At 64.0% G+C, this 16,245-nt stretch carries 15 protein-coding genes; 8 read left to right on the plus strand and 7 right to left on the minus strand.

Features of this window, described 5'->3' with window-relative positions; translation table 11 throughout:
* Window positions 1-28 precede the first annotated feature (28 nt).
* The 3 genes from N5C28_RS10490 to N5C28_RS10500 form a co-directional block, all read right to left on the minus strand.
* Complete coding sequence (locus N5C28_RS10490) at window positions 29-859, minus strand: amidohydrolase family protein (RefSeq protein WP_279822095.1); 831 nt, start codon at window positions 857-859, stop codon at window positions 29-31.
* Between the two features lie 22 nt (window positions 860-881).
* The gene (locus N5C28_RS10495) at window positions 882-2,021 is read right to left on the minus strand and encodes an acyl-CoA dehydrogenase family protein (protein ID WP_279822096.1); all 1,140 of its coding nucleotides are present in this window, start codon (window positions 2,019-2,021) and stop codon (window positions 882-884) included.
* Between the two features lie 536 nt (window positions 2,022-2,557).
* On the minus strand, window positions 2,558-3,871 hold the full coding sequence (locus tag N5C28_RS10500; RefSeq protein WP_279822263.1) for a dicarboxylate/amino acid:cation symporter: 1,314 nt from the start codon (window positions 3,869-3,871) through the stop codon (window positions 2,558-2,560).
* Between the two features lie 369 nt (window positions 3,872-4,240).
* Here N5C28_RS10500 and N5C28_RS10505 point away from each other — a divergent pair, with 369 nt between their 5' ends.
* The 3 genes from N5C28_RS10505 to N5C28_RS10515 all read left to right on the plus strand — a co-directional run bounded on the left by N5C28_RS10505 (window position 4,241) and on the right by N5C28_RS10515 (window position 7,691).
* A complete protein-coding gene (locus tag N5C28_RS10505; RefSeq protein WP_279822097.1) occupies window positions 4,241-5,239 on the plus strand; it encodes an AraC family transcriptional regulator in 999 nt (332 codons plus the stop codon).
* A 507-nt stretch (window positions 5,240-5,746) separates the two neighbouring features.
* Complete coding sequence (locus N5C28_RS10510) at window positions 5,747-6,163, plus strand: hypothetical protein (RefSeq protein ID WP_279822098.1); 417 nt, start codon at window positions 5,747-5,749, stop codon at window positions 6,161-6,163.
* A gap of 868 nt (window positions 6,164-7,031) precedes the next feature.
* Window positions 7,032-7,691 carry a TIGR04211 family SH3 domain-containing protein gene (locus N5C28_RS10515; protein WP_279822101.1) on the plus strand — a complete coding sequence of 220 codons (660 nt, stop codon included), beginning with the start codon at window positions 7,032-7,034 and terminating at the stop codon, window positions 7,689-7,691.
* A gap of 18 nt (window positions 7,692-7,709) precedes the next feature.
* Here the strand turns inward: N5C28_RS10515 and N5C28_RS10520 are convergent, their stop codons facing one another.
* The 4 genes from N5C28_RS10520 to N5C28_RS10535 all read right to left on the minus strand — a co-directional run bounded on the left by N5C28_RS10520 (window position 7,710) and on the right by N5C28_RS10535 (window position 11,807).
* Window positions 7,710-9,023 (minus strand): ATP-binding protein, encoded by a 1,314-nt coding sequence (locus N5C28_RS10520; protein WP_279822264.1) that lies wholly within the window; start codon window positions 9,021-9,023, stop codon window positions 7,710-7,712.
* Window positions 9,024-9,073: 50 nt separating this feature from the next.
* Window positions 9,074-9,751, minus strand: a complete 678-nt coding sequence (locus N5C28_RS10525; protein WP_279822102.1) for a response regulator — start codon at window positions 9,749-9,751, stop codon at window positions 9,074-9,076.
* Between the two features lie 140 nt (window positions 9,752-9,891).
* On the minus strand, window positions 9,892-10,497 hold the full coding sequence (locus N5C28_RS10530; protein WP_279822103.1) for an outer membrane beta-barrel protein: 606 nt from the start codon (window positions 10,495-10,497) through the stop codon (window positions 9,892-9,894).
* Between the two features lie 125 nt (window positions 10,498-10,622).
* Window positions 10,623-11,807, minus strand: coding sequence for an MFS transporter (locus N5C28_RS10535; protein ID WP_279822104.1), 1,185 nt, complete (start codon window positions 11,805-11,807; stop codon window positions 10,623-10,625).
* Window positions 11,808-11,988: 181 nt separating this feature from the next.
* Here N5C28_RS10535 and N5C28_RS10540 point away from each other — a divergent pair, with 181 nt between their 5' ends.
* Genes N5C28_RS10540 through N5C28_RS10560 form a run of 5 tightly spaced genes read left to right on the plus strand, consistent with a single transcriptional unit; the run spans window position 11,989 to window position 16,053 of the window.
* Window positions 11,989-12,156, plus strand: a complete 168-nt coding sequence (locus N5C28_RS10540) for a periplasmic nitrate reductase, NapE protein (RefSeq protein ID WP_279822105.1) — start codon at window positions 11,989-11,991, stop codon at window positions 12,154-12,156.
* A 32-nt stretch (window positions 12,157-12,188) separates the two neighbouring features.
* Entirely contained in the window at window positions 12,189-12,449 is a 261-nt protein-coding gene (locus N5C28_RS10545) for a chaperone NapD (RefSeq protein ID WP_279822106.1), read from the plus strand.
* Window positions 12,446-14,950, plus strand: a complete 2,505-nt coding sequence (gene napA / locus N5C28_RS10550; RefSeq protein ID WP_279822107.1) for a nitrate reductase catalytic subunit NapA — start codon at window positions 12,446-12,448, stop codon at window positions 14,948-14,950. The genes N5C28_RS10545 and napA overlap by 4 nt, the downstream gene beginning before the upstream one ends.
* A gap of 11 nt (window positions 14,951-14,961) precedes the next feature.
* The gene (locus N5C28_RS10555; RefSeq protein WP_279822108.1) at window positions 14,962-15,447 is read left to right on the plus strand and encodes a nitrate reductase cytochrome c-type subunit; all 486 of its coding nucleotides are present in this window, start codon (window positions 14,962-14,964) and stop codon (window positions 15,445-15,447) included.
* Window positions 15,448-15,456: 9 nt separating this feature from the next.
* Window positions 15,457-16,053 carry a cytochrome c3 family protein gene (locus N5C28_RS10560; protein ID WP_279822109.1) on the plus strand — a complete coding sequence of 199 codons (597 nt, stop codon included), beginning with the start codon at window positions 15,457-15,459 and terminating at the stop codon, window positions 16,051-16,053.
* Window positions 16,054-16,245 lie beyond the last annotated feature (192 nt).

The following is a 16,245-nucleotide window of genomic DNA, read 5'->3' on the forward strand; positions in this document are numbered from 1 at the left end:
TTATTCTTGTTTTGGCTGCCACCGGGCCTCAGAGCCTGAACACCCGGCGTGCATTTTCATGAAGGAAAGCGGCTTTCACCTCGTCACTCAGTCCGAGTTCCTCGACCTGACTCATGCAGCGCTCCAGCGACAACTGCGGGAAATTGCTGCCGAACAACACCTTGTCCTTGCCGTAGCTGCGCAGGAACTGCAGCAACGGCGCCGGGTAGTAACGCGGCAGGTAGGCCGAGGTATCGATATAGACGTTATCGTGCTTCCAGGCCAGCCCGATCATCTCCTCGGTCCAGGGGTGGCCGATGTGTCCGGCGACGATGCGCAGCTCCGGGAAATCCAGCGCCACCTCGTCCAGGTACGGCACCGGCCGCCCGGTTTCCGACGGCATCAGCGGGCCGGTGTGGCCCACCTGGGTGCAGAACGGGATGTCCAGCTCGATGCATTTCACGTACAGCGGGTAGTACAGGCGGTGGTTGGGCGGCAGCTTCCACAGCCAGGGCACAACCCGCAGGGCCTTGAAGCCCAGCTCGCAGACCGCCCGCTCCAGCTCGCGTACTGCCGCCAGCGGCTTGCTCAGGTCCACCGTGGCAACGCCGACGAAGCGCTCGGGAAAAGCACGGGTGTACTCGGCCACATCGTCATTGCTGAACACCCAGCCCTCGGGCCGGCACCAGGCCGACAGCATCAGTGTGTCCACGCCGGCTTCGTCCATCCGTTCCACAGTCTGCGCCGGACTCAGGGGCTGGTCGAGCAGGTGCGCCGAGCCGGATTTCTCGAACAGCCGCACCACCTCGGGCAGCAGCTGGCGGGCCTTGCCGTTGGCCGGCTGGGTCCAGGCATCGATGGCGCCGAACGTGCGTGTCATGTTGCGGCCTCCTGCGACGGAATCAGAGTTTCATGCCACGGCTGATGATCTCTTTCATGATCTCCGAGGTGCCGGCGAAGATCCGCTGGATGCGGGCGTTCGCGTACATCTTGCAGATCGGGTACTCCCACATGTAGCCCCAGCCACCGTGCAACTGCACGCCTTCGTCGACCACCTTGCCGAGCAGCTCGGTGGTAAACAGCTTGGCCTCGGCCGCCACTTCCGGCGTGAGCTTCTTTTCATTGTGGTCGAGCACGCAGCGGTCGACGAACACCTGCGCCACGTCGACCTGGGTGCGCATCTCGGCCAGCTTGAACCGGGTGTTCTGGAAGTGCGAGATCGGCCGGTCGAAGGCCTTGCGCTCGCGCACGTAGTCGATGGTGACCTGCAGCGCCGCCTCGGCGCCGGCCACCGCGCCACAGGCGTTGGTCAGGCGCTCCTGCGCAAGCATGTTCATCAGGTAGAAGAAGCCGCCCTTGGCATCGCCCAGCAGGTTTTCCTTGGGCACCTTGACCTCGTTGAAGAACAGCTCGGCAGTGTCCTGGCTCTTCATGCCGAGCTTTTCCAGGTTCTTGCCGCGCTCGAAACCGGGCATGCCGCGCTCCACCAGGAACAGCCCCATGGCGTGCTTGTTGTTCGGGTCGGTCTTGGCCGCGACGATCACCACATCGGCCAGCAGGCCATTGGAGATGAACACCTTGGAGCCGTTGAGCAGCCAGTGGTCGCCCTTGTCCACCGCCGTGGTACGCATGCCGGCCAGGTCCGAACCGGCGCTGGGTTCGGTCATCGCCACGGCGAGAATCAGCTCACCGCGAATGATGCCTGGTAGCAGGCGCGCCTTCTGTTCGTCGTTGCCGTATTCGGCGATATACGGCCCGCACAGCGCCGAGTGCAGCGGCAGCATGAACCCCGCCTCGTTGATCCGCGCCAGCTCCTCGCACATGATCTGCTCGTAGCGAAAATCCTTGAGGCCGGCCCCGCCGTATTGCTCGTCGGCCCAGGGCAACAGGAACCCCATCTCCCCGGCCTTCTTCCAGACGCTGCGATCGACCACCCCGGCGGCCTCCCAGGCCTCCTGATGCGGCACCACTGCCTTGGCCAGGAAGGCGCTGAACGCGTCGCGGAACATGCTGTGTTCGGTGTCGAAGATCGTGCGCTGCATGCGGGTCTGCTCCCTGATCGAGTTCGTCCCGCAGGGTAGGCGTGGCAGTCCGGCTTGCTCAATGACCCATGCGCTCAGGGTCGATTGACCCATTCGTTCAGCCCACGCCCATCACCCCGTAGGAGCGGACTTGTCCGCGAGCTTTTTGTTCGCCCCCAGATCAGCGTCATGCACGAAGCGTCGAACTCGCAGGCAAGCCCGCTCCTACAGGGGAACGCCTCAGGTTTGCGATGCCCGAGCACGACCGCTTTGCGTAGGAGCGGACTCGTCCGCGAGCTTTTTATTCGCCCCCAGATCAGTGCCAAGCACAAATCGTCGAGCTCGCGGGCAAGCCCGCTCCTACAGGGGAACGCCTCAGGTTTGCGATGCCCGAGCACGATCGCTTCTACATGAGAAGACGCATCGTGGGATAAAAAGGCAGGCAAAAAAAAGCCCACCGAACAGGTGGGCTGGAAGAGCCTCTTCCGCGTCAGGAAGAGAAACACTGTAAACGGCCGACCCGGCGACCAGCGCCCGGTCAGCTAACCCTCATGGGGTCAAACGGTTTCGCGGTTGTCCTGGGCGACCACCGGGGTGGCCTTGCCGCCGGAAGCCAGCTCGCTTTGCAGGGTGTTTTCGTCGAGCTCCTTGCACCACTTGGCAACCACGATGGTGGCAACGCCGTTACCGATCAGGTTGGTCAGGGCGCGGGCTTCGGACATGAAGCGGTCGATACCCAGGATCAGCGCCAGGCCGGCAACCGGCAGGTGGCCGACGGCGGACAGGGTGGCGGCCAGAACGATGAAGCCGCTACCGGTGACGCCCGCAGCACCTTTGGAGGCAACCAGCAGCACCAGCAGCAGGGTGATCTGGTGGGTGATGTCCATCGGGGTGTCGGTGGCCTGGGCGATGAACACCGCGGCCATGGTCAGGTAGATCGAGGTACCGTCGAGGTTGAAGGAGTAACCGGTCGGGATCACCAGGCCGACGACCGACTTCTTGGCACCCAGTTTTTCCATCTTGGTCAGCATGCGCGGCAGCACGGTCTCGGAAGACGAGGTGCCCAGCACGATCATCAGCTCTTCGCGGATGTACTTGATGAAGCGCAGGATGCTGAAGCCGTGGGCACGGGCGATACCGCCCAGGACCACCAGGATGAAGAACACGCAGGTGATGTAGAAGCAGATCATCAGCTGACCGAGCTGCACCAGCGAACCCACGCCGTACTGGCCGATGGTGAACGCCATGGCACCGAAGGCACCGATCGGGGCGACCTTCATGATCATGTTGATGATGCCGAACATGACCTGGGCGATGCGGTCGATGAATTCCATCACCGGACGGCCGTACTCACCCATGCGCTGCAGGGCGAAGGCGAAGATCACGGAGAAGAACAGGACCTGCAGGATGTCGCCGTTGGCGAACGCACCCACGACGGTGGCCGGGATCACGTTGAGCAGGAAGCCGATAGTGGTCTGCTGGGCACCGGCCGACGCATAGGCGGCGATGCTGCTGGCATCCAGGGTGCTCGGGTCGACGTGCATGCCAACGCCCGGCTGGGCGATGTTGACCACGATGAGGCCGATGATCAGGGCAACGGTGGAAACGATCTCGAAATACAGCAGCGCGTAGCCACCGGTCTTGCCGACGGCCTTCATGTCCTGCATGCCAGCGATGCCGCTGACCACGGTGCAGAAGATGATGGGGGCGATGACCATCTTGATCAGTTTGACGAAACCGTCACCCAGGGGCTTCAGGGCAACACCGGTTTCCGGGTAGAAGTGGCCGAGCAAAATGCCGATGGTGATGGCAGCTAGCACCTGGACATACAGCATCTTGTAAAACGGTTGACGTGGAACGTCGGTCGTCATGGCGGTCATGGCAGATCCTCACGAGTGGTGCGCCGCATCGTCCTTCGATGCCCACAACACTCTTCTTTTATTCGCTAACCCCCCTGAACTGGAGGGATTTGTTGGTAGGTGCGTCTCGCGCATCCTTGCTCGGCTTACTGCAGGCGCCATGCCATCTTCCAAAAATCACATAAAAGCCTTTAAAAACAATAACTTAACTACATAGCACGCTATCGACCCATTCATGCCCTGGCGGATTACCGCACGGTGGCTGCTTTGGCGCTGGCGGATATCCCCCCGCGATTGCCCTTATCCACCCCGCCGTACCGCCTTGTTGCATCCGCCGCCGGATCGCTACCATCGACGGGCCCTGTTCACGAGCCCGTCCCCATGCGCGAACGCACCATCGCCAGCCACTTCGTCCGCGCCGCCCTGCGCGGCGCCGAACGCCATGGCCACGACTGCACCACCCTGCTGCGCGGCCTGGGCATCCAGCCTGCGCTGCTCGACGAACCCCGGGCACGCCTCGCCCCCGAGCAGTTCACCCGCCTGCTGCAGCACCTGTGGGAAACGCTGGACGACGAATACATGGGCTTCGGCCGTACGCGCAGCAAGCGCGGCACCTTCGCCATGATGTGCCACGCGATCATTCACTGCCGCACCCTGGAAAAGGCCCTGGGCCGGGGCATGCTGTTCTACAGCCTGTTCCCCGAGGCGCCCGCCATCAGCCTCAAGCGCGAGGGCGACTGGGTGCGCCTGAGCGTGGACGACAGCGGCCAGTGGGACCCGGACCATTTTCTCACCGAAAGCCTGCTGGTGATCTGGCACCGCCTGGGCAGCTGGCTGATCGGCCAGCGCATCCGCCTGGAAGAAGCCACCTTCCTTTATCCGGAGCCGGCCCATAGCAGCGAGTACGAACTGCTGTTCCCCTGCCCGCGCCGCTATGGCGCCGGCGCCACCAGCCTGCTGTTCCACGCGCGCTACCTCGCCATGCCGTTGCTGCAGGACGAACGCACGCTCAAGCACTTTCTCGAACACTCCCCCGCTGACCTGCTGGCCCGTCCGGACGGCGGCGACAGCCTGACCAGCCAGATCCGCCGCCTGCTCGGCCGCGACTGCAGCAACTGGCCGGACCTGGAAGCCGTTGCCCAGCACCTGCACATCAGCCCCCAGACCCTGCGTCGCCACCTGCGCGAAGAAGGCTCGAGCTTCCAGGAACTGAAAGACCACCTGCGCCGCGACCTGGCCATCTACCACCTGGGCCGCGCCGAACTGCCGATCCAGGCCATCGCCGAACAACTCGGCTTCTCCGAACCCTCGGCCTTCCACCGGGCGTTCAAGAAATGGACGGGGCTGACGCCAGGGGCGTACCGGGCGCAGGAGAGTTAGGGCGCCATGGCATAGACAGTGCCATCACGGATGGACTAGCTTCTCGCTCAGCCTGTCGGCATTGCGCAGACAGATATTTACCATCCAGCTGGACATCTATCCCTTTGGCCAACGCGACAGTCTTCTACGTGATCGAATATGGCCCCTGGATTGCCCTGGTATTTCTTGTCATCGCGGGTCTACTCATACTCAAGTCCAGACACCTGACCTCGGGCCTCGTTATCACATTCAGTGCAGCCACAATGCTTGCTCTGAAATTAATGCACGAAATCACCCCCACCCACGACTTGGCCTCTTATGCTCGAGATGAGCAGGGGCAAATAATAGCCGCCACAATAAAACTGACGCTCTGGCAGAGCACATCCCTCTGGGCTGACCCACTGGGCTACATTCTGATTTCGTTGGGCCTGGTCTTACTGGCCATTCAAATCTCAAAAAAGAAATGCGCCTGAGATTAAAAGATTTACTTGCCCCAACAGATAAACAGCCTACAGGGCACACCAGACCATGAATAAATTGATGGCCATAGCGATCTTCATGCTTGCAGTCGCCAGTAACCCTGCCTTCGCTGACAGCTCGTGTTTACTGGAAGGCCGTTGGCAATCCAACAGGGAAATGACCTTGGCCAGCATGAGCGAATCAGGGACCGTGCCTGAAAAATACAAGGAACTGTTCAATGGCGATTTTTTTGGAAAAATAACCATAGAGACGACCTGCGATAGCTTTACCACGTACTGGGAAGACACGATTGACGTGAAGGCCTATGAAACGTTGAGCCAAGCGGGTAACACAATAACGGTCCGATACGTTGTTCCCGAAGAAGACATCCCGTTCACCGCAACACTAACCGTTCTGGACGACTGCTATTCAATACCGCTGGAACGTTTCAACTTCAGCGAGTACTTTTGCAAAAGCGATCAATAGCCCGACTCCACTATACGGACCGATCTATCGCCTTAGCGATCCTCCAACCATGACATCACTACTGAGCACTGAATTACTCGATGCCTTTTCTAACGAGATGGCCTGCACACCGTTGATGTCACTGCACTCGGGAAACGCCATTGACAACTACGACGCACCCGCATCATTCGACCCTCAGTACGACCATGTATCGGATGAGTATCTTGAGCGGTTTCATTGGGGCATCAGTTATCTGGACCCGGTCTCCTGGCGACACTACTTACCGCACTTGTTCCAATACGCTTTCCGCAGAATGCGGGAAGACAACGTCGTTATAGATGCCTTGTTGAACTCACTGCGCCCGCCTGAACGCAGCCCTCCGAGACTCGGCTCGCTGTCTCCCGAGCAGGAATCGGCCGTAAGGCATGCAATAGGATACCTGGCCTTCGCTGAAGGCTCTGCGCATGCAGAGTTTGCGTGCCAACTCCTTGAGGAATGGTGGTTGCCCCATTCGATTTACAGGCCAACCACCGAGTGATCGCTATTCACTTCACACACTGTTCATCGCCAAACGGCACACCGCCGAGCAATAGCCTCAGGACGCATACGGACTCGCGGCACTGATATCATCTGTGACATCGCCCCCCTGGCGAGTAACCGCCCACGCCCTTCCAGCCATCGCCCAATCCCCGCCATCGCCTCCCCTGACTGAACTCAACATGCACCCCGTGGTCTGTCTGCTGTCGGCCCGCCAGGGGCGGCGTGCATGGCCATTTGCCGCCTGGACGATTGCAGCGTGCTCGTCCGCCACGCCCCTGCATGTGCGAGTGGCCGCGCTTTATCGCCCCCGTCTGCCGGGTTCTGTTTGACCGCCATGTGAAGATCGCCCATGTCCCCATCTCGTCATTTCCTTGCCACCGTCTCCCCGATTTCCCTCACCGCCTGCCTGCTCGGCAGTCTGCTGACCACCTCCCTGGCCCAGGCCGAAGAAACCAACAGCAACACCCGCTGGGTCAGTGACAGTCTGAGCACCTACGTGCGCAGCGGCCCCACCGACGGCTACCGCATCGTCGGCACCCTGACCTCCGGCGAGAAAGTGGAACTGCAACAGACACAGGGGGATTACAGCCGGGTGCGCGGCAGCAACGGCAGCAGCGTGTGGATTCCCAGCCGCGACCTGCAATCGGTGCCGGGTCAGGCCGAGCGCCTGCCGCAACTGGAGCAGCAGGTGGCCAACCTCAGTGCTGAACTGGAAGGGATCAACGACACCTGGAAGACCCGGGTGCAGGGCATGCAGGAGACCCTGGATTCGCGCAAGACCCTGATCGACGAATTGCAGGCGGCCCGCTCCGGCCTCGACAGCGAGCTGACCCAGGCCCGCTCCGAACTGCGTGAGCTGCAGGCGCAACTGGGGGACGAGAACAAGGACGTGCTGATGCGCTACATGGTCTACGGCGGCAGCATCGCCGGGGGTGGCCTGCTGGCCGGGCTGATCCTGCCAACGCTGCTGCGCGTGCGCCGCAAGCGCAACGACCAGTGGATGAATTGACCCGGCGCGCCCTTCGCCCTATTCGCTGAGCCGCACGCGGAAGCAGGCGCCACCCAGTTCGGAGGCGTCCACGCTCAGTTCGCCGTCGTAGCTGTCGATGATGTCCTTGACCACCGCGGTGCCGATGCCCTGCCCCGGGTGCAGGGCATCCAGGCGCTCGCCCCGGCGCAGGATGCGCTCGCGCTGTTCGGCGGGCACGCCGGGGCCGTCGTCCTCGACCCACAATTCGCAACTGCCGCCCACCTGCCGCGCGGCGACGCGCACCTGGCCCAGGCACAGGCGGTAGGCGTTTTCCAGCAGGTTGCCCAGCAGTTCCAGCAAGGCCGCCTGCTCCATGGGCACCCCCAGGTCCGGGGCGAAGTCGCGCAGCACCTGTACCTGCTTGTCGCGGTAGACCTTGTCCAGCGCCTCGCACAGGGTGTCGAGCGGCGGCCCCAGCTGCACCCGATGTCGCACCAGGCCGCTCTTGCGCAGGCTGGCGCGCTGCAACTGGTAACCGACCTGCTGGCTCATGCGCTCGACCTGACTCTGCAACGTCTGCGCCTGCTCGCGGTTCTGCGGCTGATCGGCCATGGCCTCGCTCACCCCCTGCAAGACCGACAACGGGGTCTTCAGGCTGTGGGCCAGGTCATCCAGGGAATGGCGATAACGCTCGCGCTGCCGGCGCTCGCTGTCGAGCAGGCGGTTCAGCGAGCGGGTCAGGCGCAGCAGTTCGCGCGGGTGTTCTTCGCTGAGGCTCTCGCGGCGGCCGGACTCCACTTCGTCCAGCTCGGCGCTGAGGCCGCGCAGGCTGCGAAAGCTCCAGGTCAGGCCGAACCACAGCAGCCCCAGCAACACCACCAGGGCCACGCCCAGCCACAGGTAGAGCTGGTCCATGAAGCCCCGGTACATCACCTGGTATTCCCGGGTCGGCTGCATGGTGACGATGCTCAGCGCGGTATCCTGGCCACGCAGCAGGTCGATCTCCACGTCATAGACGAAGAAGCCCTCGGTCTCCCCGCCGATGCGCAGGAACTCATGGCCGATGCCGTCGTAGCGCGGCACGTACTGCACCGGCTCGCCCAGGGTCGAGCGCGACTGCCAGAGCAGCCTGCCGTCGCGGTCGTAGATGTAGCCCAGCAGGCTGGCGTCGAGCTTGTCGAACTCCTCCCCAGGCAGTTTCTCCGGCATCACCAGGTGCCCGCTGTCGGTCCGCGCCGCCGCCACCAAGGCCGCGGCATCGGCAGCCAGGCGGGTTTCGATGACTTCTTCCAGGGCGATCACGAACGCCCCGCGCAGCACCGGCAGCAACGCCGCCATGAACAGCACCGCCAGCACCGCCGCCCCGAGCATCAAGCGCAGGCGCAACGACGAACCGAGCGGCCGACGCCGCGCCGCGTCACTCACCGGCAGCGCTCGGTGAACAGGTAGCCCTGCCCGCGGATGGTGTCGATGGGTTTGAAGCCGCTATCGCCTTCCAGCTTGCGCCGCAGCCGTCCGACCAGCACTTCGATGACATTGGGGTCACGCTCTTCGTCGTCCGGGTAGAGCTGCTCGATCAGCCGCTCCTTGGCCACCACCTGCTGGTGATGGCGCATGAGGTATTCGAGGATGCGGTATTCGAAGGCGGTCAGCGCCAGGACGGTATCGCCCATCTGCGCCTGCTTGCGGTTCAGGTCGAGCCGCAGCGGACCGGCTTCGATGGTGGCCTGGGTGAAGCCGGACGAACGCCGCAGCAGCGCGTTGAGCCGCGCCTCGAGTTCCTCGAACTGGAACGGCTTGACCACGTAATCGTCGGCGCCGCAGGCCAGCCCTTCGACCTTGTCCTGCCAGTTGCCCCGTGCGGTCAGGATCAGGATGGGAAAGCCCTTGCCCTGGCTGCGCAACTCGCGGATCAGGTCCAGGCCGCTGACGCCCGGCAGTCCCAGGTCGACCACCGCCAGGTCGTGGCGGTATTCCTCCGCGCGGTACAGGGCCTCCTCGGCGTTGGCCACCGCGTCCACCACGTGGCCCTGTTCGCCAAGGCGGGTATAGAGGTGATGGCGCAACAACGCCTCGTCTTCCACCACCAGCAATTTCATGACGCTATCCTCCCCCGGGGGTTGGCCGGGCAACTGCCCGGCCGATGTGCAGATACGGCACGTTCGCGATGCCTGTCGAATCACGCAGGCCGGCACCCGCATCAACGCAGTATGCCGACCCGCCGCGATCCGAGACAGGTTTAGAACTTGTAGTTGGCACCCAGGTACAGCTGCGAGGTGCTGTGCAGGTCCAGGGAGCCAACCTTGCTGCCGCCCTGTGGCGCCACTTCGGTGCCGGCGTTGGTGCGCAGGTAGCGGTAGCCGGCCTCGATCGAGGTGTTGCTGTTGAGGTTCTGCAGGATGCCGGCCTGCAGCCCCGCCGCATAGCCGATGTCGCTGTCACGCTTGAGGCCCTTGCCATCCTGCTCCAGCTTGACCAGGCCGAGGGTCGCACCGCCGAACAGTTTGGTGCCGTTCTCGCCCAGCGGGAAGAACAGGTCGTAGCTGCCCAGCAGGTTCTGCTGACGCAGTTTCAGGGCGCCGTCGGTGTCGGAGATGTACTCGTAGGTGGCGTAGTAGCGATGGTCTTCCGCGACCTGGCCGGCGCGCACGCCCCAGGTCCCGGTGCCGTTGATGACCTTGTCGTAGCGCGGGTTGTCCAGGGCATTGTTGAGCGCGGTGGACTTCTGGATGTTGTTGTCGGTCTTGCCCCAGGTCAGCCCGGCGAAGTTGTCGGCCGCCTGGGCCGAGGCAGCGCCAAAGGTCAGTGCAGTGGCCAGTGCCAGGGTGTTCAGGTTGAGCTTCATGGTGTGCCCTCGGTAAGGTTCGTTGGGGTGTTGAAAGCAGGACCCATGCTGCCTGCACCCGCCTGAACCGCCGCTGAACACACCCTGAACCGACGCTGAACCGACGCTGAACCGACGCTGAACCGTTAGACTTTGCGCGCCCACCAGGCGGCGCCAACGAACAGCGCTGTCAGGCCTGCCAGCATCGCCAGCCAGCCGAGGTGTTCCCACACATACCCGGCGCCGTAACCGACCACGCTCGAGCCCAGGTAATAGGCGAACAGGTACAGGGCCGACGCCTGGGCCTTGGCCCCTGCGGCGCGTTGGCCGACCTGACCGCTGGCCACCGCGTGGGCTGCGAAGAACCCCAGGGTGAACAACCCCAGTCCCGCCACCACCGCCGCCAGCCAGGGCGTGGCACACAGCGCGACACCCGCCAGCATGATGCCGATACCCCCCTGCAGCACGGGCCGCGCACCCAGCCGGGTCACCAGGCGACCGGCCCAGCCGGCGCTGAAAATGCCAACCAGGTACACGGTGAACAGCAGGCCGATCAGGGTCGACGACAGCTCGAACGGCGGTGCGGCCAGACGGAAGCCCACGTAATTGAACAGCGCGACGAAACCGCCCATCAGCAGGAACGCCAGCAGGAACAGCACGCGCAGCTGTGGGTTGCCCAGGTGCAGGGCGAAGTTGCCCAGCAGACCGCGCACGGACAGCGGCTGGGCGCGGAAATGCCGGGACGGCGGCAGCAGCCAGACGAACAGCACCAGCGCCAGCAGCCCCAGGCCGGCGATACCGCCCAGCGCCAGCGGCCAGCCCCCCAGATCGCTGAGCAGGCCCGCCAGCAGACGCCCGAGCAGGCCGCCCAGGGCCGTGCCGCCGATGTACAGGCCCATGGCCGCCGGCAGCGATTCGGGGTCGAATTCCTCGCCCACATAGGCCATGGCCAGGGCCGGCAGACCGCTCAGGGCCAGGCCGAGCAGCGCCCGCAACAGCAGCAACTGGTCCCAGTCATCGACCCAGGCGCAGGCGATCCCCAGCAGTGACGCCAGCCCCAGGGCCGCCACCATCACCGGCTTGCGCCCCCAGCTTTCCGCCAGCGCCCCGGACAGCAGCAGGCACAGCGCCAGGCTCAGGGTGGTCAGCGACAGCGCCAGGCTGCTGCCCGCCGCGGACACGGAAAAGTGCGCCGCCAGCAGCGGCAACAGCGGTTGCACGCAGTAGAGCAAGGCGAAGGTGGCGAAGCCGGCGCAGAACAGCGCCAAGGTGGCGCGCCGGTAGGCAACGGTGCCGCGCGTGAGGTGCGCGCTATCAGCAGCGGAAGGCATTGAAAAGGCTCATGAAGACCGGGTCCGGGAAAACGGCGCGAAGCCTAGCACGCGGCTTCGCGCAAGCGCACATGCACGAATATCTCGACTAACTCGCCTGGACTTGACCCGGATCAAGGGTCTATACCCTTGTATCGAGTAAGGTCTAACTGAACGCGACGCTTCCATGGAGTTGGCAGAGATGCACACCGCCCCTGAAAAAGCGGCATCGAAACGCAAGGAAACCCGTCTGTTCCTGTTTCTCATCGTTGCCCTGTTCCCGCTGTTGTCGGTCGCCCTGGTCGGCGGCTACGGCTTCTTCATCTGGTTCCTGCAGATGCTCCTGGGTCCACCCGGCCCACCCAGCTGACCTCCCTTCCCGATTCCCTGGAGCCACGGATCATGGCCGCCACCCTGCACATCGCCAGCTTGCTGGTACACGCCCGCCCCGAACTGTTCGAGGCGGTGAAGGCCAACCTGCGCCACCTCGACGGCCTGGAGCTGCACCAGGAAAGCCCCCTGGGCAAGCTGGTGGTGGTGCTCGAGACCGAACACGAAAACCAGATCCTGCAACGCATCGATCAAATCGCCGCCCTGCCCGGTGTACTCAACGCCGCGCTGGTCTACCACGAACTCCTCGCCCCAGAAGGAGATGCACCATGAACCTCACCCGCCGTGAGTTCGCCAAGGCCCAGGCGGCCGCCATTGCCGCGGCCGCCGCCGGGCTGCCGATCGCCACCTCGGCCAGCAACCTGATTACCGAAGCCGACATGACCAGCCTGGAGTGGAACAAGGCGCCCTGCCGGTTCTGCGGCACCGGCTGCAGCGTCATGGTCGCCACCCGCGACAACCAGGTGGTCGCCACCCACGGCGACGTCAAGGCCGAGGTCAACCGTGGGCTGAACTGCGTCAAGGGCTACTTCCTGTCGAAGATCATGTACGGCAGCGACCGCCTGACCCAGCCGCTGCTGCGCATGACCAACGGCCAGTACGACAAGCAGGGCCAGTTCCAGCCGATCAGCTGGGACCAGGCCTTCGACATCATGGCCGAGAAGTACAAGCAAGCCCTGAAGACCAAGGGCCCCGAATCCATCGGCATGTTCGGCTCGGGGCAATGGACGGTGTGGGAAGGCTACGCCGCCAACAAACTGATGAAAGCCGGCTTCCGTAGCAACAACATCGACCCCAACGCCCGCCACTGCATGGCCTCGGCGGTGATGGGCTTCATGCGCACCTTCGGCATGGACGAGCCGATGGGCTGCTACGACGACATCGAGGCCGCCGACGCCTTCGTGCTCTGGGGCTCGAACATGGCCGAGATGCACCCGATCCTCTGGAGCCGCGTCACCGACCGCCGCCTGAGCCACCCGCACACCAAGGTCGCGGTGCTCTCCACCTTCGAACACCGCAGCTTCGACCTGGCGGACATTCCGCTGGTGTTCAAGCCGCAGACCGACCTGATGATCCTCAACTACATCGCCAACCACATCATCCAGAGCGGTGCGGTGAACAAGGACTTCGTCAACCGCCACACCCGCTTCGCCAAGGGCGCCGACGACATCGGCTACGGCCTGCGCCCGGACAATCCCCTGGAAATGCAGGCGAAGAATGCCGACAAGGCCAACACCTGGAGCGACATGTCCCTCGCCCAGTTCAGCGAGTTCGTCAAACCCTACACCCTGGAGCGCACCGCCCAGGAAACCGGCGTGCCGGCCGAACGGCTCAAGGCCCTGGCCGAGCTGTACGCCGACCCGAACCGCAAGGTCATGTCGTTCTGGACCATGGGCTTCAACCAGCACACCCGGGGCGTGTGGGCCAACAACCTGGTCTACAACATCCACCTGCTCACCGGGAAGATCAGCGAGCCGGGCAACAGCCCCTTCTCGCTCACCGGCCAGCCGTCGGCCTGCGGCACCGCCCGGGAAGTCGGCACCTTCTCCCATCGCCTGCCGGCGGACATGGTGGTGACCAACCCGAAACACCGCGAGACCGCCGAGAAGATCTGGAAGCTGCCCGCCGGCACCATCCAGGAGAAGGTCGGCTTCCACGCCGTGCAGCAGAGCCGCATGCTCAAGGACGGCGTGCTGAATGTGTACTGGACCCAGGTCAGCAACAACATGCAGGCCGGCCCGAACATCATGCAGGAAGTGCTGCCGGGCTGGCGCAACCCGGACAACTTCATCATCGTCTCGGACGTCTACCCCACCGTCTCGGCCCAGGCCGCCGACCTGATCCTGCCCAGCGCCATGTGGGTGGAAAAGGAAGGTGCCTACGGCAACGCCGAACGCCGCACCCAGTTCTGGCACCAGCTGGTCAGCGCCCCGGGCGAGGCCAAGTCCGACCTGTGGCAGCTGGTGGAGTTCTCCAAGCGCTTCACCACCGATGAAGTCTGGCCCGCCGAGCTGCTGAGCAAATCGCCGGAATACAAGGGCAAGACCCTGTATCAGGTGCTGTTCACCAACGGCCAGGTCGATCAGTTCCCGAGCGAGCAGATCGAAGCCGGTTACCGCAACGACGAAGCCAAGGCCTTCGGCTTTTACCTGCAGAAGGGCCTGTTCGAGGAATACGCCCAGTTCGGCCGGGGCCACGCCCACGACCTGGCGCCGTTCGACAGCTACCACGCCGCCCGCGGCCTGCGCTGGCCGGTGGTGGACGGCCAGGAAACCCGCTGGCGCTACCGCGAGGGGCACGACCCCTACGTGGCCAAGGGCAGCGGCGTGCAGTTCTACGGCTACCCGGACAAGAAGGCGATCATCTTCGCCCTGCCCTACGAGCCGCCAGCCGAGGCGCCGGACGCCGACTACCCGTTCTGGCTGGCCACCGGCCGGGTCCTGGAACACTGGCACACCGGCAGCATGACCCAGCGCGTCGACGAGCTGCACAAGGCGGTCCCCGACGCCCTGGTGTACATGCACCCGGACGACGCCAAGACCCTCAAGGCCCGCCGTGGCAGCGAGGTGAAAGTGATCAGCCGGCGCGGCGAGATGCGCGCCCGGATCGAGACCCGGGGCCGCAACAAGCCGCCGCGCGGCCTGGTGTTCGTGCCGTTCTTCGACGCCAACAAGCTGATCAACAAGGTCACGCTGGACGCCACCGACCCGATCTCCAAGCAGACCGACTACAAGAAATGCGCAGTGAAGATCGAACTGGTCAGCCTGGCCTGAGGAGAACCGTCATGAGTTACCGCCTGCTGCCCCTGCTGTTGCTGGCCGCCTTCGGCCTGGCCTTCGCTGCCGAAGTCAATTACCCGCTGGACGCGCCCGCCCCCGATGGGCGGCGCCCCGGTGGCACCCTGAGCCAGAGCCTGCCGGCTCCGCCCATTCCCAACGACGAAAACAAGGACATCAAGCGCGAGCGCAATTACCCGGAACAACCGCCGACCATCCCCCACAGCATCCGTGGCTACCAGGTCGACATCCACGGCAACAAGTGCCTGGCCTGCCACAGCCGGGCCAACAGTGCCCGCAGCCAGGCGCCGATGATCAGCATCACCCACTACATGGACCGCGACGGCCAGGCCCTGGCCGCGGTGTCGCCGCGCCGCTACTTCTGCACCCAGTGCCATGTGCCGCAGAAAGAGGTGGGCACCCTGGTGGGCAACGACTTCAAGACCATCGACACCATCCTGCAAGACGAAGCCAACGCCAAGCAGAAGCCCTGAGGAGGCGACATGAAATCATTGATCGCGCTGCTCAAGGACTACTGGGGCATCCTGCGACGCCCGAGCGTGCACTACAGCCTGGGCTTCCTGACCCTGGGCGGGTTCATCGCCGGAATCATCTTCTGGGGCGGCTTCAACACCGCCCTGGAAGCCACCAACACCGAGCAGTTCTGCATTTCCTGCCACGAAATGCGCGACAACGTGTACGTCGAGCTGCAGGACACCATCCACTACAGCAACCGCTCCGGCGTGCGCGCCACCTGCCCCGACTGCCACGTGCCGCACCAGTGGACCGACAAGATCGCGCGCAAGATGCAGGCCTCCAAGGAGGTCTGGGGCAAGATCTTCGGCACCATCAGCACCCGCGAGAAATTCCTCGAGAAGCGCCGCGAGCTGGCCGAGCACGAATGGGCACGCCTGAAAGCCAACGACTCGCTGGAATGCCGCAACTGCCACGGCTTCGACTTCATGGACTTCACCCGCCAGAGCCCCCGGGCCCGGCAGATGCACTCCACCTCCCTGGCCGACGGCAAGGCCACCTGCATCGACTGCCACAAGGGGATCGCCCACAAACTGCCGGACATGCACGGCGTACCGGGTTGGTAATGCCGGTGGGCTGGCACTCGTAGGGTGGGTTAGGCGCCGGGCCAAAAATCCGGCCCAACCCAACGGTTTCAAAGCGCAGTAACCCACCGAAATATTGCCGGCTCGATACCGCTGGTGGGCTACGTGGCGCACCCGTAACGCAGCAATCAGCCAAGACCGGTGTGCGCCACTAGCCCACCCTACAGGCGAATT

Source organism: Pseudomonas sp. GD03944, assembly GCF_029839275.1.
Classification (GTDB): Bacteria; Pseudomonadota; Gammaproteobacteria; order Pseudomonadales; family Pseudomonadaceae; genus Aquipseudomonas.